The organism is Pseudomonas sp. Sample_21, from assembly GCF_004307525.1.
GTDB lineage: Bacteria > Pseudomonadota > Gammaproteobacteria > Pseudomonadales > Pseudomonadaceae > Aquipseudomonas > Aquipseudomonas atacamensis.
In genome coordinates, this window is the sequence record NZ_RCNZ01000089.1 from 73,655 (window position 1) to 92,537 (window position 18,883).

General features: G+C 61.2%; 14 protein-coding genes. 11 read left to right on the forward strand and 3 right to left on the reverse strand.

Annotated elements, in window-relative coordinates; genetic code table 11:
* Positions 1-205 precede the first annotated feature (205 nt).
* The 3 genes from D8U71_RS17050 to D8U71_RS17060 all read left to right on the forward strand — a co-directional run bounded on the left by D8U71_RS17050 (position 206) and on the right by D8U71_RS17060 (position 2,505).
* Positions 206-682 carry a thioesterase family protein gene (locus tag D8U71_RS17050; protein WP_130888279.1) on the forward strand — a complete coding sequence of 159 codons (477 nt, stop codon included), beginning with the start codon at positions 206-208 and terminating at the stop codon, positions 680-682.
* Between the two features lie 23 nt (positions 683-705).
* Positions 706-1,869, forward strand: coding sequence for a gamma-butyrobetaine dioxygenase (locus D8U71_RS17055; RefSeq protein WP_130888280.1), 1,164 nt, complete (start codon positions 706-708; stop codon positions 1,867-1,869).
* Between the two features lie 372 nt (positions 1,870-2,241).
* Positions 2,242-2,505 carry a hypothetical protein gene (locus D8U71_RS17060; RefSeq protein WP_016772808.1) on the forward strand — a complete coding sequence of 88 codons (264 nt, stop codon included), beginning with the start codon at positions 2,242-2,244 and terminating at the stop codon, positions 2,503-2,505.
* 73 nt (positions 2,506-2,578) lie between these two features.
* On the opposite strand, the gene D8U71_RS17065 is transcribed toward D8U71_RS17060, so the two are convergent.
* Positions 2,579-3,682, reverse strand: coding sequence for a GlxA family transcriptional regulator (locus tag D8U71_RS17065; protein WP_007949927.1), 1,104 nt, complete (start codon positions 3,680-3,682; stop codon positions 2,579-2,581).
* Positions 3,683-4,275: 593 nt separating this feature from the next.
* Positions 4,276-5,652 (reverse strand): L-serine ammonia-lyase, encoded by a 1,377-nt coding sequence (locus D8U71_RS17070; RefSeq protein WP_024014604.1) that lies wholly within the window; start codon positions 5,650-5,652, stop codon positions 4,276-4,278.
* A gap of 435 nt (positions 5,653-6,087) precedes the next feature.
* Here D8U71_RS17070 and D8U71_RS17075 point away from each other — a divergent pair, with 435 nt between their 5' ends.
* From D8U71_RS17075 to choV, 3 genes are all read left to right on the forward strand, one after another.
* Positions 6,088-7,035: a choline ABC transporter substrate-binding protein gene (locus tag D8U71_RS17075; protein WP_016772806.1), complete on the forward strand. Its 948-nt coding sequence runs from the start codon at positions 6,088-6,090 to the stop codon at positions 7,033-7,035.
* A 77-nt stretch (positions 7,036-7,112) separates the two neighbouring features.
* Complete coding sequence (gene choW / locus D8U71_RS17080) at positions 7,113-7,958, forward strand: choline ABC transporter permease subunit (protein ID WP_130888281.1); 846 nt, start codon at positions 7,113-7,115, stop codon at positions 7,956-7,958.
* Positions 7,955-9,133, forward strand: coding sequence for a choline ABC transporter ATP-binding protein (gene choV / locus D8U71_RS17085; protein WP_016772804.1), 1,179 nt, complete (start codon positions 7,955-7,957; stop codon positions 9,131-9,133). Before choW ends, choV begins: the two co-directional genes overlap by 4 nt.
* Positions 9,134-9,323: 190 nt before the next feature.
* Here the strand turns inward: choV and D8U71_RS17090 are convergent, their stop codons facing one another.
* Positions 9,324-11,264 carry a BCCT family transporter gene (locus D8U71_RS17090; RefSeq protein WP_223630511.1) on the reverse strand — a complete coding sequence of 647 codons (1,941 nt, stop codon included), beginning with the start codon at positions 11,262-11,264 and terminating at the stop codon, positions 9,324-9,326.
* A 486-nt stretch (positions 11,265-11,750) separates the two neighbouring features.
* Here D8U71_RS17090 and betI point away from each other — a divergent pair, with 486 nt between their 5' ends.
* The 5 genes from betI to D8U71_RS17115 all read left to right on the forward strand — a co-directional run bounded on the left by betI (position 11,751) and on the right by D8U71_RS17115 (position 18,847).
* A complete protein-coding gene (betI, locus tag D8U71_RS17095) occupies positions 11,751-12,344 on the forward strand; it encodes a transcriptional regulator BetI (RefSeq protein WP_024014607.1) in 594 nt (197 codons plus the stop codon).
* Between the two features lie 88 nt (positions 12,345-12,432).
* On the forward strand, positions 12,433-13,905 hold the full coding sequence (betB, locus tag D8U71_RS17100; RefSeq protein WP_024014608.1) for a betaine-aldehyde dehydrogenase: 1,473 nt from the start codon (positions 12,433-12,435) through the stop codon (positions 13,903-13,905).
* Between the two features lie 206 nt (positions 13,906-14,111).
* Positions 14,112-15,815: a choline dehydrogenase gene (gene betA, locus D8U71_RS17105; RefSeq protein ID WP_130888282.1), complete on the forward strand. Its 1,704-nt coding sequence runs from the start codon at positions 14,112-14,114 to the stop codon at positions 15,813-15,815.
* 252 nt (positions 15,816-16,067) lie between these two features.
* Positions 16,068-17,510: a TldD/PmbA family protein gene (locus D8U71_RS17110; RefSeq protein WP_016772800.1), complete on the forward strand. Its 1,443-nt coding sequence runs from the start codon at positions 16,068-16,070 to the stop codon at positions 17,508-17,510.
* Positions 17,510-18,847, forward strand: coding sequence for a TldD/PmbA family protein (locus D8U71_RS17115; protein WP_024014611.1), 1,338 nt, complete (start codon positions 17,510-17,512; stop codon positions 18,845-18,847). Before D8U71_RS17110 ends, D8U71_RS17115 begins: the two co-directional genes overlap by 1 nt.
* Positions 18,848-18,883: the final 36 nt, after the last annotated feature.

Here is an 18,883-nt window from a genome sequence, read left to right on the forward strand (position 1 = left end):
GCTGCCCTCACCCTAACCCTCTCCCGGAGGGAGAGGGGACTGACCGAGGTGTTTTTGCAAGCTACGCCGACTTGACCACTGCGTCGAACTCTGGACTTGAAAGGCTCGAAAATCGGCTCCCTTTCCCCCTCGCCCCCTTGGGGGAGAGGGCTGGGGTGAGGGGGTTGCTCTTGATCTTCACCCATCAACTGCGGAAACCGAAACCATGCCCCACCTCACCACCTACCAAACCACCATCATCCCCGACTGGGTCGACTACAACGGCCACCTGCGCGACGCCTTTTACTTGCTTATCTTCAGCTACGCCACCGACGCGCTGATGGACCGCCTCGGCATGGACAGCAGCAACCGCGAGGCCAGCGGCCACTCGCTGTTCACCCTCGAACTGCACCTCAATTATCTGCACGAAGTGAAACTCGACACCGAGGTGGAAGTGCGCACGCAAATCATCGGCTATGACAGCAAGCGCCTGCACCTCTATCACAGCCTGCACAAGGTCGGCGATGAGCAAGAGTTGGCCGGCAATGAACAGATGCTTTTGCACGTCGACCTCGCCGGCCCGCGCTCGGCTCCGTTCAGCCCCGATACGTTGCATCGCTTGCAGGCCATCGTCGCGGATCAGACCGACCTGCCCGCTCCCGCTTACATCGGCCGCGTGATCGCGCTGCCACCCGCTCGGTAAATCCCCACTGCCAAGGAGCCGCCATGAACACCGCCGTTGCTGTTGCCGATTTTCGTACTTATCCGTTGATCAGCGCGCTCGGTGGCGTGCAGGGTTTGGCGGATCGCGTTGTCATCGAATGGGCTGACGGGCGTGTCAGCCCGTTTCACCACGTATGGCTGCGCGACAATTGCCCGTGTGATCAATGTGTCTACAGCGTCACTCGCGAGCAGGTTTTCGAGAGCGTCGATGCCGCAGAGGATTTGCGACCGCTGGCCACGCGCATCGACAGCGATGGTTGCCTGCGCATCGACTGGCAGGATGGTCACCTGAGCCGCTTCGATCCGGGCTGGTTGCGCGCACATGCCTATGACGATGAATCCCGCGCCGAACGCCTGGCCGGCAAACCGCAGCCCCATTTGTGGCACAGCGATCTGCAGTTGCCGGTGTTCGACTACATCGCGCTGATGAACGACAACGCCGCGCTGCTGCAATGGTTGCTCGCCTTACGCGACATCGGCCTGACCCAAGTGCGCGGCGTGCCCACCGAGCCGGGCTCGCTGAAGCTCATCGCGCAGCGGATTTCCTTCATTCGCGAAAGCAATTTCGGCGTGCTGTTCAATGTGCAATCCAAAGCCGACGCCGACAGCAACGCCTACACCGCCTTCAACCTGCCATTGCACACGGATTTGCCGACACGAGAGCTGCAACCGGGGCTGCAATTTCTGCATTGCCTGGTGAATGATGCCGAGGGTGGCGAAAGTATTTTCGTCGATGGTTTTGCGATCGCCGACGCCTTGCGTCAGGAGGAGCCGCAGCTGTTTGAGGCTCTGTGCGAAATCCCTGTGGAATTTCGCAACAAGGACCGGCACAGCGACTATCGCTGCCTGGCGCCGATCATCGCTGTGGATGCGCTGGGCCGGGTGGCGGAGATTCGCATGGCCAACTTTCTGCGCGGGGCGTTCGATACGTCGGTGGCGCAGATGCCGCTGCTGTATCGAGCCTATCGGCGCTTTATTGCGATGACCCGCGAGCCGCGGTTTCGGCTGATGCAGCGGCTCAAGCCGGGCGAGTTGTGGTGCTTTGACAACCGCCGCACGCTGCATGCGCGCAATGCCTTTGACCCAGCGACCGGGGCGCGGCATTTTCAGGGCTGCTATGTCGACCGGGATGAGTTGTTGTCGCGGATTCTGGTGTTGCAACGTTGAACCGCGTCATCGTTCTTCGCGAGCAGGCTCGCTCCCACATTGGAATGCATTTCAACTGTGGGAGCGAGCTTGCTCGCGAAAGCGTCAGTCCAAACAACGCGCTACTAACTGAATCACAGGCAAAAAAAACTCCGATCAAGCCGTGACAGGATCGGAGCTGAGGAGGGTACTGTTGAGGAGCTGCCAGGCGAGGGTGACCAAACCTTCGTGAAGCGAGCTGGAGCCAGTGTGCCTAGTCGCCCATCCAGTCGGTTAGCCGAAAACGACCTGTTCATAGTCGTCCCGGCCACCGCGACAAAACGCCCTTGCCGCGTCCGGTCGGGGCCACCAGAATCGAGCCAAGACCTCCGTTGCCACAGAAGGATTTGCGTAATGATGTACGCCGATTTGATTGACCAGGAAGATCTGTTGGGCCAGCTCAAGGCCTTGGGTATTCAGGTGCCGAGCGGTACCACCGCCGAGCAGGCCTGCGAGTGTGCGGTGCGCGGCCTGGACAATGTTCGCGCATTTGAACTGCGCAAGATGGTCAAGGACATGTACACCAGCGGCGCCAGCATTCAGCCGGCGGTGCGTCAGGCGATCGACAAGCAATTGTTGCCGGCCCTCTCGGATTACCAGCAGTCCCACAGCGCCTGAGAAACCCCTTCGCGAGCAGGCTCGCTCCCACCTGACCGTTCCCACGCTCTGCGTGGGAACGGTCAGACTCGGTCTACAGCCTTACGCTGGCAAACGTCGACTCATTGCGCGCCTGACTCAGCGCCGACATCGGCCCCGAGAGCGGCGACATCACGATGGCCTGCGGCAGCGGCAGCATCGCTACCTGCTGGGTGGTGTTGGAGCCCACGCGTTCGTCACGCGGCGGGATGCCGAAGTATTCGCGGTAGCACTTGGAGAAGTGCGGCGTGGAGACGAAACCACACACCGACGCCACTTCGATGATCGACATCGGCGTCTGCTTGAGCAGTTGCCGGGCGCGGATCAGGCGCAGCTTCAGGTAATAGCGTGACGGCGAGCAGTGCAGGTATTTCTGGAACAACCGCTCCAGCTGTCGACGCGACACCGCGACATACACCGCCAGTTCATCCAGATCGATCGGCTCTTCAAGATTGGCTTCCATCAGCGCGACGATTTCCTGCAACTTCGGCTGGTTGGTGCCGAGCATGTGCTTGAGCGGCACGCGCTGGTGATCCTGTTCGTTGCGGATGCGCTCGTAGACGAACATTTCCGAGATCGCTGCCGACAGTTCACGACCGTGATCGCGACTGATCAGGTGCAGCATCATGTCCAGCGGCGCGGTGCCGCCGGAGCTGGTGAAGCGGTTACGGTCGAGGGTGAACAAACGTGTGCTCATGGCCACGCGCGGGAAGGCTTCCTGCATCGCCGCCAGACATTCCCAGTGCACGCTGCAATCGAAGCCGTCGAGCAGACCGGCGCAGGCCAGTGCCCAACTGCCGGTGCACACCGCGCCAAGGCGCTTGGACTGGCGCGCCTGGCTTTGCAGCCACGAGACGTGTTCACGGGTTACGGTACGTTGAATGCCGATGCCGCCACAGACGATCACCGTGTCCAGGGGCGGGGCTTTGTGCATGGAGGCATCAGGAGTGATCTGCAGACCGTCACTGGCCCAGACCTGGCCGCCATCGACGGTGAGGGTGCTCCAGCGATACAGCTCGCGACCGGACAACTGGTTGGCCATGCGCAGCGGCTCAACGGCGGACGCCAGGGAAATCAGCGTGAAATTGTCCAGCAGCAGAAAGCCGATGGATTGAGGCGCACGGTTCTGGGGTTGGGCCCCGGAGTTGAACGACGTCATCGCGGTATCTCCTCACACAAAGCGGGTGGCGGCCTCAGGCGGAGGCTCTTGTTATTGCCCGCGTCTCACAGAGAAAGCAGGCTTTGTTATGACAGAGCAATTGCCGTGCCTGAAATTGGACGGCCATTCAATAACTCCTGAAAACGACCTCGCGACGCGTCTATACGAGACCTCGGAACACGCCATTTCGAAGTGCCATCAGGCGCCGCCAGAGCCCTGCCGCGCAGCCTGTGAGCAGATCGGTAGCACTTGTGGGAACTGGCCTGCAGCGGATTTGCACAGAGTGTCACCGCAAGCACGGACGACGGACGGTCGAGTAACGACCGACAAGTCACGACTGACAGTGACGCTTGTCTGATTGCGACGCGCCAAAAGGTGGCGTGGCTGGATCGGGGTGTTCTTTTGTCGAGCAGTTTTGACTGGTCTGGCACTCCACTCTGCCAGATCAACCTGTGGCGAGGGGATTTATCCCCTATCGGCTGCGCAGCAGTCGTAAATCCATTCACCAAAGTGTGTCAGGCAAAACTCGATTGCAGGATTTGGGACTGCTTCGCAGCCCAGCGGGGATAAATCCCCTCGCCACGGGTTCACGGTCAGCACTCAACCGCACTGACCGCCAAGCCACCGCGCGAAGTCTCTTTATATTTGTCATGCATATCGGCGCCGGTATCGCGCATGGTGCGGATCACCCGGTCCAGCGAGATAAAGTGCTGGCCGTCGCCGCGCAGGGCCATTTGCGCCGCGTTGATGGCTTTCACTGCCGCGATTGCATTGCGCTCAATGCACGGCACTTGCACCAGCCCGCCGACCGGGTCGCAGGTCAGACCAAGGTTGTGCTCCAGGCCGATTTCCGCCGCATTGCACAGTTGTTCAGGGGTGGCGCCAAGAATCTCCGCCAGCCCCGCCGCTGCCATGGCGCAGGCCGAACCGACCTCGCCCTGACAACCGACCTCGGCGCCAGAGATCGAAGCGTTCTTCTTGCACAGAATGCCGACCGCCGCCGCGCCGAGGAAATAGTCGACGACGTTGGCGTCTGTGACTGCCTCGCTGAATTTCATAAAGTAGTGCAGCACCGCCGGGATGATCCCCGCCGCGCCGTTGGTCGGCGCGGTAACCATGCGCCCGCCGGCGGCATTCTCTTCATTGACGGCCAGGGCGAACAGGTTGACCCACTCCATCGCGCTCAGGGTCGAGCCGATGACGTTCGGTTTGTTCAGCTCTTGCAGGCTGCGGTGCAACTTCGCCGCACGCCGCCGCACGTTCAGGCCGCCGGGCAGAATGCCTTCGTGCTTGAGGCCTTGCTCGACGCAATCCTGCATCGCTCGCCACAGTTTCATCAGCCCGGCGCGGATTTCTTCTTCACTGCGCCAGACCTTTTCGTTGGCCATCATCAGTTCAGCGACGCGCAGGTTGTGCGTTTTGCACAACTGCAGCAGCTCGACCGCGCTGGAGAAGTCGTAGGGCAATTCGGTGCGATCCAGATCGACCACACCACTGGACGCTTGCGCCTCATCAACGACGAAGCCGCCGCCGACCGAATAGTAGGTGTCCCGGTGCAGCTCAGCGAACTCGCCTTCGGCCACCAGCGTCATGGCGTTGGGATGGAATGGCAGGTTTTCATCGATCAGGCGCATGTCCCGCGCCCACACAAACGGCACCGACAGGCGACCATCCAATAACAACGTATGGGTTTCCCGCAGCGCCTGAATGCGCGGGCCGATCTGCGCCGGGTCGATTGCGTCCGGCCACTCGCCCATCAGGCCCATGATCACTGCGTTGTCGCTGCCGTGACCGATGCCGGTGGCGGAAAGCGATCCGAACAACTGCACCTCGATGCGCCGCACCTGTTCCAGCTGATGCTTGCCGCGCAGCGACTCGACGAACAGTGCGGCGGCGCGCATCGGCCCGACGGTGTGGGAACTGGAAGGGCCGATGCCGATTTTGAACAGGTCGAAAACGCTGATAGCCATTGCTGCGAAGCTCCTGAGAATACCGGTCCGGGCGGCAAAAGCGCCCGCTGGCGGAGCTGCTACGCTCAAGCTGCGATCCGCCGAATGCCGGCATCATCGGGCTTTTGTCGGCGCGCTCGGCGTCTGACACCGACGCAGTCATGTCCAGCAGCGTCGTTACGTTTTCGCCCCGCAAATACGCCGTTTTTATGCAGTCGAGCAGGTCATCGGGGGCGGAAAAAAGCTGTAAGCGACGTCACCGACACTGGAAGCGACCATCCCTGTACTGGATACGACCCTCCCTGTAGGCGTCAGATTTTCACTGGTACATGATCGGGATGACTCGATTGCAAGGCGCTGCGGTAGAGCTGTCGTCAGAACGCCACCAACCGCAACCCATAAGTGCGGTGGTCCACAGTCGGAACACTGCCAAAAAAAACACCAAGGAGTCCATCCATGAAAGGTTCCCCGTCGTTGTTGTTGGCCGCCCTGCTGAGTCTGCCGTTACTGGCGCAAGCCGCAGAACCGGCACAGTGCAGCCTCGTTAACTTCTCTGATGTCGGCTGGACCGACATCACCGCAACCACCGCCACCACTTCCGTTGTTCTCAACGCCCTCGGCTACAAGACCAAAACCACCATGATCTCCGTGCCCGTGACCTACAAGTCGCTGGCCGACGGCAAGAACATGGACGTGTTTCTCGGTAACTGGATGCCGACCATGGAGAACGACATCAAGCCGTATCGCGATGCCGGCACCGTCGACACCGTGCGCACCAACCTCAAGGGCGCCAAGTACACCCTCGCCGTGCCGCAAGCCCTGTACGACAAAGGCCTGCACGACTTCGCCGACATCGCCAAATTCAAGAAAGAGCTCGACGGCAAGATCTACGGCATCGAGCCGGGCAACGACGGCAACCGGCTGATCCAGAGCATGATCGACAAGGATGCCTTCGGCCTGAAAACCGCAGGCTTCAAGATCGTCGAATCTTCCGAGGCCGGCATGCTCTCGCAAGTCGACCGGGCGCAGAAGCGCGACACCGCCGTGGTCTTCCTCGGCTGGGCACCGCACCCGATGAACAAGCGCTTCAAGATTCAATACCTGACCGGCGGCGACGACTTCTTCGGCCCCGATTTCGGCGCAGCCACCGTGGCGACCAACACCCGCAAGGGTTACGCCGAAGAATGCAGCAACGTCGGTCAGCTGTTGAAAAACCTGGAGTTCACCGTCGACATGGAAAGTGAACTGATGGGCAACATCCTCGACGACAAGATGAAGCCTGACGCGGCCGCCAAGGCCTGGCTGAAAAAGAATCCACAGGTGCTCGATACCTGGCTCGCTGGCGTGACCACCATTGACGGTAAACCAGGCCTGGAGGCCGTGAAAGCCAAGCTCGCGCCTTGATTTGAAAGGCACCGCTTATGCCGGGCAGGCGTGCCTGCCCGGGCTGTTAATTTCCTTGCATGCGGACGTTCACTACCATGCTGATTGATCAGAAAATACCTTTAGGCCAGTACATCGCGGGCTTCGTCGAATGGTTGACGCAACACGGCGCCAACACCTTCGACGCAATCGCCGTGACACTGGAAACGATGATCCACGGCGTGACGTTTGCGCTGACCTGGTTCAACCCGCTGGTCTTGATCGGCCTGATCGCACTACTGGCACACTTCATCCAGCGCAAATGGGGGCTGACCGCCTTCGTCATTGCTTCCTTCCTGCTGATCCTCAACCTGGGATACTGGCAGGAAACCATGGAAACCCTCGCCCAGGTGCTGTTCGCCACCCTGGTCTGCGTGTTGATCGGCGTGCCGCTGGGCATCGTCGCCGCGCACAAACCGATGTTCTACACCATGATGCGGCCGGTGCTCGATCTGATGCAGACCGTACCGACCTTCGTTTACCTCATTCCTACCCTGACCCTCTTCGGGCTGGGTGTGGTTCCGGGCCTGATCTCGACGGTGGTGTTCGCCATCGCGGCGCCGATCCGCCTGACCTACCTGGGCATCCGCGATGTCCCGCAAGAACTGATGGACGCCGGCAAGGCCTTCGGCTGCTCGCGTCGCCAATTGCTTTCAAGGATCGAACTGCCGCACGCCATGCCGAGCATCGCGGCCGGCATCACCCAGTGCATCATGCTGTCGCTGTCGATGGTGGTGATCGCGGCACTGGTCGGTGCCGACGGACTCGGCAAACCGGTGGTCAACGCACTGAACACTGCTGATATTGCGCTGGGCTTCGAAGCAGGCCTGGCAATCGTACTGCTGGCGATCATGCTCGACCGTATCTGCAAACAACCCGACGCTAAAGTAGGGGGTGACGCATGAGCATAATTCGCTTCGAAGACGTCGACGTAATCTTCTCCAAGGACCCGCGCGAGGCACTCAAGCTGCTCGATCAGGGCATGACCCGCAACGAGATCCTGAAGAAGACCGGTCAGATCGTCGGCGTGGAAAAAGCCACGCTGGACATCAACAAAGGCGAGATCTGCGTGCTGATGGGCCTGTCCGGCTCGGGCAAGTCGAGCCTGCTGCGCTGCATCAACGGCCTCAACACGGTGAGCCGCGGCAAGCTGTTCGTCGAGCATGAAAACCGCCAGATCGATATCGCGTCCTGCACGCCCGCCGAGCTGAAGATGATGCGCACCAAGCGTATTGCGATGGTGTTCCAGAAGTTCGCCCTGATGCCCTGGCTGACAGTGCGCGAGAACATCAGTTTCGGTCTGGAAATGCAGGGTCGACCGGAGAAGGAACGCAAGAAACTGGTCGACGAGAAACTCGAACTGGTCGGCCTGACCCAGTGGCGCAACAAAAAGCCGGACGAGCTCTCCGGCGGCATGCAGCAACGCGTCGGCCTCGCCCGCGCGCTGGCCATGGACGCCGATATTCTGCTGATGGACGAACCGTTCTCGGCTCTCGACCCGCTGATCCGCCAGGGTCTGCAGGATGAACTGCTGGAGCTGCAACGCAAGCTGAGCAAGACCATCGTGTTTGTCAGCCACGACCTTGATGAAGCACTCAAACTCGGCAGCCGCATCGCGATCATGAAAGACGGCCGGATCATCCAGTACAGCGTGCCGGAAGAGATCGTCCTCAACCCGGCGGACGACTATGTGCGCACCTTCGTCGCCCACACCAATCCGCTCAACGTGCTCTGCGGCCGCAGCCTGATGCGCACGCTGGACAAGTGCAAACGCATCAACGGCTCGGTGTGCCTGGATCCTGGCGGCGACTCGTGGCTGGACCTGGCCGAAGGCAACACCATCAAAGGCGCGCGGCAGAACGGCTCGGTGCTGAATCTGCAGAACTGGGCACCGGGGCAAGCAGTGGAAGGCCTGGAGCGCAAACCGACGCTGGTGGACTCGAACATCGGCATGCGTGACGCGCTGCAGATTCGTTATCAGACCGGCAACAAGCTGGTGCTGCACGATAACAATCATGTGGTGGGGATTCTCGGCGACAGCGAGTTGTATCACGCGCTGTTGGGCAAGAATCTGGGGTAAACCCCGCAGACACAAAAACGCCGCGAGATTATCGCGGCGTGATCGTTCCCACGCTCCGCGTGGGAATGCAGCCCGGGACGCTCCGCGTCCCACAACAGCGGACGCAGAGCGTCCATTGATGCATTCCCACGCGGAGCGTGGGAACGATCATGCAAAAGGGGCTCAATCGAGCCCCTTTTGTTTTAGCTGTTTAGCTGTACACCCGGCCAAGAAGCTGCCGATGGCTTTCAAACTGATCCAGCACATCCCGGGTGATCTGCTCCGGGGTGAAGCCCATCAAGTCGTAATCCTGGCTGCCATTGTGCAGATACACCTCAGCGCGGTAATAACGCTGACGCGCTTCATCTGATTGCGCCGATTCGGTCGGGGTTGCCAGATAACCATCCAGGCTCACTTCGTAGACGAAAGGGTTGCCCTCTTCCATCTCGACCCGCACGCCCATGCAACGCTTGGCCTTGCCCAGCAGCGTCTGCACTTCAATGCCCTGATTGCGCAATTGCGCCGCTGCATCTTCCAGCGCCGGGGTGACGTGCTTGTCCATGAAGCGCTGCACCACCGATTGGCTCGGCTGCAGATCCAGTTGCGTCAGGCGCTCGCTGAAACCACGGCGCCCGCGCTCGGCCAGTTGCGCTTGCTCCTGTTCGATCTGCACGTCCTGGCGCATCGCCTTGTGCAGGCCGAACATGAAGCAGATCAGCACCACCGAAAACGGCAGGCCGGCCAGCACGACCATGGTCTGCATGGCTTCGAAGTTGCCGGCGAACAGCAGGCCGATGGTCACCAGCGTGATCACCACCGACCAGAAGATCCGCAGCCAGTGCGGCGCGTCTTCATCGACGTTGCCGCCCTTGCAGGAAAGATTCGCCATCATCACCGCACCGGAGTCGGCCGGGGTCAGGAACAGCACGAAGCCGACAAAGATCGACACCCCGATGACGACTTTCGACGCCGGGTAATGCTCAAGCAACTGATAGATCGCCATCGACGGCTGTTCCAGCGCCGTCTTGCCCAGTTCCACCGCGCCCTGGTTCATCACCAGATCCAGCGCCGAGTTGCCGAAGATCGACAGCCACGCCAAGGTGAAGCCCAGCGGAATCAGCAGCACGCCAGCAACCAGTTCACGCACACTGCGGCCACGGGAAATCCGTGCGATGAACATGCCCACGAATGGCGCCCAGGAAATCCACCACGCCCAGTAGAACAGCGTCCACAGGCCCAACCAGCGGTCGGACTTGGCGCTGTCGCCTTCATAGACGTACAGGTCAAAGGTCTTCAGCACCACGCCGTTGAGGTAGTCACCGATGTTCTGCACAAAGCCGTTGAGCAGGTGCAAAGTCGGGCCGAACAGCAGGACGAAAATCAGCAGGCCACTGAACAGCACGATGTTCAGGTTGGACAGACGGCGGATGCCGTTTTCCACACCCGACACGGCAGCGATGGTCGCCACGGTGCTCATGACGATGATGACGATCAGCAGGTTGGTGTTGCTGTGCTCCATGCCGAACAGGTTTTCCAGCCCGGACGACACTTGCAGCGAGCCAATCCCCAGGTTGGTCACCAGACCCAGCAGGGTCACGAACATGCCGAAGCCGTCCACCGCGTGACCGGCAGCGCCTTTGACCCAACGCTCGCCGACCAATGGATACAGCGCCGAACGCAGCGCCAGCGGCTGGTTATGCCGATAGGCAAAATACGCCACGGCCAGGCCGACCAAAGCGTAAATCGCCCAGCCGTGCAGGCCCCAGTGCAGGAAGGTCAGTTGCACTGCCTGACGCGCGGCCATGTTGGTGGCCGAGGTGCCTTCCGGCGGATTGAAATAGTGATCCAGCGGTTCGGACGCGCCGAAGTACAACAGCGAAATACCAATGCCCGACGAGAACAGCATCCCCGCCCAGGCGCCGTAACTGAAATCCGGGGTGTCGTCCTTGCTGCCCAGTTTGAGTTTGCCGTACGAGGAAAACGCCAGACCGACCACGAACACCAGGTAGGCGGCGATCACCACCATGTAGTACCAGCCGAAGCTGCGCGACAACCAGGCCTGGGCCATCCCTAACATTCTGCCGGCCTCTTGCGGGGCGATGATCAGAATGGCGGTCAACAACAGAATCAGCGCGGTCGAGGTGTAGAACACCCAACCGTTGACCGTCACCTTCTCGGGCGGGGTCTTTATTAGCGAGGCAGAACTCATGGCACAAATGCTCCAGGCAGTGCGAGAGAAGAACACAAGGCATCACGGAACCCGACCAATCGGTTAGTTGGCAGCCGACCGGCGGGTGATATAAAGACACTCCGAAAAAAGCCCGAACCTGCCGAAATGGCGTTGCGTATTCGCTTTCGTGGCCAGAGGCGACGGACGTTCATCCGAAACCTGGCCCCGAGCGTCTTGCCCTTTCAACACGTCCATCGAATCGCGAACCGCGCCATGCCCCACGCAGGTTTCGAGCCGTTTCAGGTGTCGGTTTTTATCGTCATCACGCGTAGGAATTTTCTGTAGGCAGCGACGAATTGTCGCAGATCTTATTCTTTGTTGATTGAACGTTCAATCAAAACAAAATAGACTGGCCCTCAATCCGATCGGCGTCATTCGCCCCTCGGAAGGCCTAAGGAGATGTGCAAGATGCCCAAGGTCGGTATGCAACCCATCCGCCGCCAACAACTGATCGAAGCCACTTTGCAAGCGGTCGATCAGGTCGGAATGGGGGACGCCAGCATTGCGCTGATCGCCCGTTTGGCCGGTGTCTCGAATGGCATCATCAGTCATTACTTTCAGGACAAGAACGGCCTGATCGCCGCCACGATGCGGTACCTGATGACCGCCCTCAGCGAGAGCGTCACCGCGCGCCGTCAGGCGCTGGCAGATGACAGCCCACGGGCGCATCTGCAGGTGATCATCGAAGGCAACTTCGACGCCAGCCAGGTCAATGGCCCGGCAATGAAAACCTGGCTGGCCTTCTGGGCCACCAGCATGCACCAGCCGTCTTTGCACAGGTTGCAGCGGATCAACGATCACCGTCTGTATTCCAACCTGTGCTGCCAGTTCCGCCGTGTGTTGCCGCTCGAAGATGCGCGCAATGCCGCCCGAGGCCTGGCAGCTTTGATCGACGGCTTGTGGTTGCGCGGCGCGCTGTCGGGAGACGCTTTCGACACGGCGCAGGCGCAACAGATCGCTTACGAATACATGGATTTCCAATTGGCCAAGAAGGTGAGCTAGAGCACAGAGAAAATGCTCGGCCCCTGAACTCCACCGCAGCGTGATCGCGGTGGTCAACGCCAACCACCAATGCACTTGCGAGGACACTATGGCCCGTTTCGAACTGCAAAAACTCTACATCGATGGCGCGTACACCGACGCCGGCAGCGACGCCACCTTCGAAGCCATCAACCCGGCGAACGGTGAAGTCCTCGCACTGGTGCAACGTGCGACCAAAGACGACGTCGAGCGCGCCGTGGTCAGCGCCGAAAAGGGCCAGAAAATCTGGGCCGCGATGACCGCCATGGAGCGTTCGCGCATCCTGCGTCGCGCCGTCGACATCCTGCGCGAGCGCAACGATGAACTGGCCGCGCTGGAAACCCTGGACACCGGCAAATCCTTCTCCGAAACCAAGTACGTCGACATCGTCACCGGCGCTGACGTGCTGGAATACTACGCAGGCCTGGTGCCCGCCATCGAAGGCGAGCAGATCCCGCTGCGTGACACCTCTTTCGTTTACACCCGTCGCGAACCACTGGGCGTGGTCGCCGGTATCGGCGCGTGGAACTACCCGATCCAGATCGCCCTGTGGAAATCCGCTCCAGCCCTGGCCGCCGGTAACGCGATGATCTTCAAGCCAAGCGAAGTCACCTCGCTGACCACCCTGAAACTGGCCGAGATCTACACCGAGGCCGGCGTGCCGAACGGCGTGTTCAACGTCCTGACCGGCAGCGGCCGCGAAGTCGGCACCTGGCTGACCGAGCACCCGCGCATCGAGAAAATCTCCTTCACTGGCGGCACCGACACCGGCAAGAAAGTCATGGCCAGCGCCTCGGCTTCGTCGCTCAAGGACGTGACCATGGAACTGGGTGGCAAGTCGCCGCTGATCATCTGCGACGACGCCGACCTCGATCGCGCCGCCGACACGGCGATGATGGCCAACTTCTACAGCTCCGGTCAGGTCTGCACCAACGGCACTCGCGTATTCGTACCGGCGCATCTGAAAGCCGCGTTCGAGGCCAAGATCGTTGAGCGCGTTGCGCGCATCCGCGTTGGCAACCCGGAAGACGAAAACACCAACTTCGGCCCGCTGGTCAGCTTCCCGCACATGGAAAGCGTGTTGGCTTACATCGCCAAGGGTAAAGAAGAAGGCGCACGCGTGCTGTGCGGCGGCGGTCGTCTGACCGACGGCGAATTCGCCAAAGGCGCGTTCGTTGCGCCAACCGTGTTCACCGACTGCACCGACGACATGACCATCGTGCGCGAAGAAATCTTCGGCCCGGTGATGGCGATCCTCTCCTACGAAACCGAAGAAGAAGTGATCCGCCGCGCCAACGACACCGACTTCGGCCTGGCCGCCGGTATCGTTACCAAGGACCTGAACCGCGCCCACCGCGTGATTCATCAACTGGAAGCCGGTATCTGCTGGATCAACGCCTGGGGCGAGTCCGACGCAAAAATGCCGGTCGGCGGCTACAAGCAGTCGGGTGTTGGCCGTGAGAACGGGATCAGCTCGCTGAACAACTTCACCCGCATCAAATCGGTACAGGTCGAGCTGGGCGATTACGTCTCGGTGTTCTGATCTGACTCAGAGTCCGGGTGGGGCCATTGTGGCGAGGGGATTCATCCCCGTCGGGCTGCGAAGCGGCCCCCCTCCAGACACTGCAATTCTCCAGACAGAACCAGTCGCTGACTCTGCGACTGCTGCGCAGCCGAGCGGGGATAAATCCCCTCGCCACAGGTGCGCGGTCACAGTTGACCTGACCAACTTCAAAGAGGGTGCATTCAATGTCCCAAGAATTCGATTACATCATCATCGGTGCCGGCTCGGCCGGTAACACTCTGGCGACCCGTCTGACTGAAGACGAAGGCGTCACCGTTCTGCTGCTCGAAGCGGGCGGCCCGGACTACCGCCTCGACTTCCGTACCCAGATGCCAGCCGCGCTGGCCTTCCCGCTGCAGGGGCGTCGCTACAACTGGGCCTACGAAACCGATCCAGAGCCACACATGGACGGTCGCCGGATGGAATGCGGTCGCGGCAAGGGCCTTGGCGGCTCTTCGCTGATCAACGGCATGTGCTACATCCGTGGCAACGCCATGGACTACGACGGCTGGGCGAAACTGCCGGGCCTGGAAGACTGGTCGTACCTCGATTGCCTGCCGTACTTCCGCAAAGCCGAAACCCGTGACATCGGTCCGAACGATTACCACGGTGGCGACGGCCCGGTCAGCGTGACCACGCCGAAAGCCGGCAACAACCCGCTGTTCCACGCCATGGTTGAAGCCGGCGTGCAGGCCGGTTACCCGCGCACCGAAGACCTCAACGGTTACCAGCAGGAAGGCTTCGGCCCGATGGACCGCACCGTGACGCCGAACGGCCGCCGTGCTTCCACCGCCCGTGGCTACCTCGACATCGCCAAGAAGCGTTCGACCCTGACCATCGTCACCCACGCGCTGACCGACAAGATTCTGTTCGAAGGCAAGCGCGCGGTCGGCGTGCGTTACCTGATCGGCGACGCTGAAGAACGTGTTGAAGCCAAGGCGCGCAAGGAAGTTCTGCTGTGCTCCGGCGCCATCGCTTCGCCGCAGATTCTGCAGCGCTCCGGTGTCGGCCCGGCGAAACTGCTGGAAAGCCTCGACATCCCGGTGGTCCACGATCTGCCGGGCGTCGGTGAAAACCTGCAGGATCACCTTGAGCTGTACCTGCAATACGCCTGTACCCAACCGGTTTCGCTGTATCCATCGCTGCTCTGGTACAACCAGCCGGCGATCGGTGCCGAGTGGCTGTTCAACGGCACCGGCATCGGCGCCAGCAACCAGTTCGAGGCCGGCGGTTTCATTCGTTCGCGTCCGGAATTCGAATGGCCGAACATCCAGTACCACTTCCTGCCGGTGGCGATTAACTACAACGGCAGCAACGGCGTGAAAGAACATGGTTTCCAGGCGCACATGGGCTCCATGCGCTCGCCGAGCCGTGGTCGCATCCAGGTCAAGTCCAAGGATCCGCGCCAGCACCCGAGCATCCTGTTCAACTACATGGCCACCGAGCAGGACTGGCAGGAATTCCGCGACGGCATCCGCCTGACCCGCGAAATCATGCAGCAACCGGCACTCGACGCGTTCCGTGGTCGCGAAATCAGCCCGGGCATCGACGTGCAAACCGATGAGCAGCTCGACAAGTTCATCCGCGAGCACGCCGAAACCGCGTTCCACCCGTCCTGCTCGTGCAAGATGGGCACCGACGAGATGGCCGTGGTCGATGGCGAAGGTCGTGTGCACGGCATGCAGAGCCTGCGCGTGGTCGATGCCTCGATCATGCCGATCATCACCACCGGCAACCTTAACGCGCCGACGATCATGATGGCCGAGAAAATCGCCGACAAGATCCGTGGCCGCAAGCCGCTGCCGCGCAGCAATGCTGCTTATTACGTCGCGAACGGCGCGCCGGTCAAAGGCAAGCCGATGCGGGATATCACCCCTGCGGCTCAGTAAGACGTAATACCGAGGCGCGACCTTCGCGAGCAGGCTCGCTCCCACATTGGAATGCATTTCAACTGTGGGAGCGAGCCTGCTCGCGAAGGGGCCCTCAGATTCAGCACAAATTCCCCCGCTGCACAGTAAATCCTCCTACACCCCCTCTTCACTTGATCCTACCCCCACGCAGGCCTACTCTAGACCTCGCGCAACCGTTTCACCCCTCCCCGCTGTCGCCATGCCGCTACTCCATTACAAGGAGGTTCCCGAATGTTCGATTTCCACCCCCAGCTCAAGCAGCGCTTTGCTGCCTTGCGCACGGGCGCTGAATTTTTTTCCCTGCGGTATGTGCGCGAGTCCGGGCAGTTTCTGTCGGTGCGCAAGAACGTCGCCGAACCGCCGAGTTTGAGCCGCGATGAAGGGGCGATGCTCACCGTACGTGTCAATGGCGTCGAAGCCTATGCGGCGACCAATGACCTCTCGCAACAAGGCCTGCAAGCCGCCCTCGAGCGCGCCGAACAACAGGCCCGCCGGCTCAAGCCGCACGCCTTGCTCGATCTGCGCGAGCAGACGCTGTCCAGCGACCGCGCTGATTATTTTTCACCCAACCTCGAACAGCCCTTCCCGTCCCTGAGCGAATGCTTCGATCTGCTCGGTGCGGAATCCGCCTCGGTGCCCAAGGATGAGCGCCTGGTCAATTGGCAGGTGAGCATCGGCATCACTAACGTCGAGCAGATCTACCTGAGCAGCGCCGGCGCCGAATTGCGCCAGGCCCAGCGCTTCGTCTATCCGAGCCTCGACGTCACCGCCTACGACGGCAACGACAGCCAGACCCGCAGCCTCGGCCGCGAGAACTTCGGCCAACAGGGTGGCGCCGACGTCATCAGCCGCTGCGGCCTGGTCGGTGCCGGTCCGCAAGTCGCCGACCAGGCCCTGCAACTGCTGCTCGCGCCGAACACCCCGCAAGGCCCGCGCGACCTGCTGCTGATGCCTGATCAGATGATGCTGCAGATCCATGAATCCATCGGTCACCCGCTGGAGCTCGACCGCATCCTCGGCGATGAGCGCAATTACGCCGGCACCAGTTTCGTCAAGACCAGCGATTTCGGCAGCCTGCAATACGGCTCCAACCTGCTCAACGTAACCTTCGACCCGGGCATCCCGGAAGAACTCGCCAGCTACGGCCATGACGACGACGGCACTGCGGCGAGCAAACAATTCCTGATTCGCGACGGCCTGTTGCTGCGGCCACTGGGCGGAGCGCTGTCGCAATATCGCGCCGGCCTTGATGGCGTTGCCAACAGCCGCGCCTGCGGCTGGAACCGGCCACCGATCGACCGCATGGCCAACCTCAACATCGAGCCGGGCGATCAGACGCTGGAGCAGATGATCGGTGGTATCGAGCACGGCATTCTGATGAGCACCAACCGCTCGTGGTCGATCGACGATGCGCGCAACAAATTCCAGTTCGGCTGCGAATGGGGCCAGTTGATCGAGCATGGTGAACTTAAAGGCGTGGTGAAAAATCCCAACTACCGGGCCATTTCCGCGCACTTCTGGAAGAGCCTGCGCGCCGTCGGCGATGCCAACACCGTCAAGGTGCTGGGCACGCCGAACTGCGGCAAGGGCGAACCGAACCAGGTGATTCGCGTCGGCCACGCTTCGCCGGCCTGCGTATTCAGCAACATTGATGTGTTTGGGGGAGACGCCTGATGAGCATTTCGAAGCGTCAGTCCGACGCCTTCAAGGTCATGGTCAACTGGCTGCGCGACAGCGTGCGCGAGCCGGAACAGTTCACGCTCAGCTACGCCGCCGAAGCCTCGGCGTTCGTGCGCTTCAATCACGCCAAGGTGCGCCAGGCCGGGCAAGTACAGCAGGCCAACGTCGGCCTGAAACTGATCGACGACGGTCGCCACGCCGACCTGCAGATCACCTTGTCCGGGGATCAGGAAGCCGATCTGCAACGGCTCGCCGAGGGCCTGCAACAACTGCGCGAAACCCTGCCGCTGCTGCCGCAGGATCCGTACCTGCTGCTCAATCACAACAGCTGGCAGAGCACGCACGTACAAGCGCATCCGCTGCCGGACACCGAAGATGTCGTCGGGCAAATCTGCGCTGCCGCTGAAGGTCTGGATCTGGTCGGTTTTTATGCTGCCGGCCCGATCAGCCGCGGTTTCGCCAGCTCCGCCGGCGCGTTCGGCTGGCATGAAGCCAACAGTTTCAACTTCGACTTCAGCCTGTTCCATGAAAACGGCGAAGCGGTAAAGGCCAGCTACGCCGGCCACGATTGGAGCGACGAAGGGTTTGCCCGGCGTTTCGCCCAGGCCCGCGAACAGCTGGAGTTTCTCGGCCGACCGTTACGCACCCTGGCACCGGGGCAGTACCGCGCCTATCTGGCACCGGCGGCACTGGAAGAAATCATGGGCATGCTCAGTTGGGGCGGGTTCTCGGCGCAATCGATCGCCAGCAAGAGCAGCCCGTTGCAGAAGCTCTACGTCGGCGATCAGGCGTTCAGTCCGCTGGTGTCGCTGGATGAGAAAGTCAGCGAATCCCTGAGCCCGGCTTTTTCCGCCGAGGGATATCCGCGCAGCGATCTGCGTCTGATCATCGAAGGCCGGGCCGGTGATCAACTGGTCGGCTCGCGCAGCGCCGCCGAATATGGTCTGGCGGCGAACGGTGCGGGCGGCGGCGAAATGCCCAGTGCATTGAACATGGCCGCCGGTGATCTGTCGCAGCAAGAGATCCTCAAGCAGTTGGGCACCGGGCTGTACATCAGCAATCTGTGGTACCTGAACTACTCGGATCAACCGGCGGCGCGCATGACCGGCATGACCCGTTTCGCGACCTTCTGGGTCGAGAACGGCGAAATCCAGGCGCCGGTCAGCACCATGCGTTTCGACGACAGCGCCTACAACCTGCTCGGCTCGCAGTTGGAAGCGTTGACTACCGAGCGTGAATTGCTGCTCTCGGCGAGTACCTACAGCCAGCGCAATACCTCGTCATCGCTGTTGCCGGGGGCGCTGGTCAGCCGGTTGACCCTGACCCTCTGACAGCGATCGTTCCCACGCTCCGCGTGGGAATGCAGC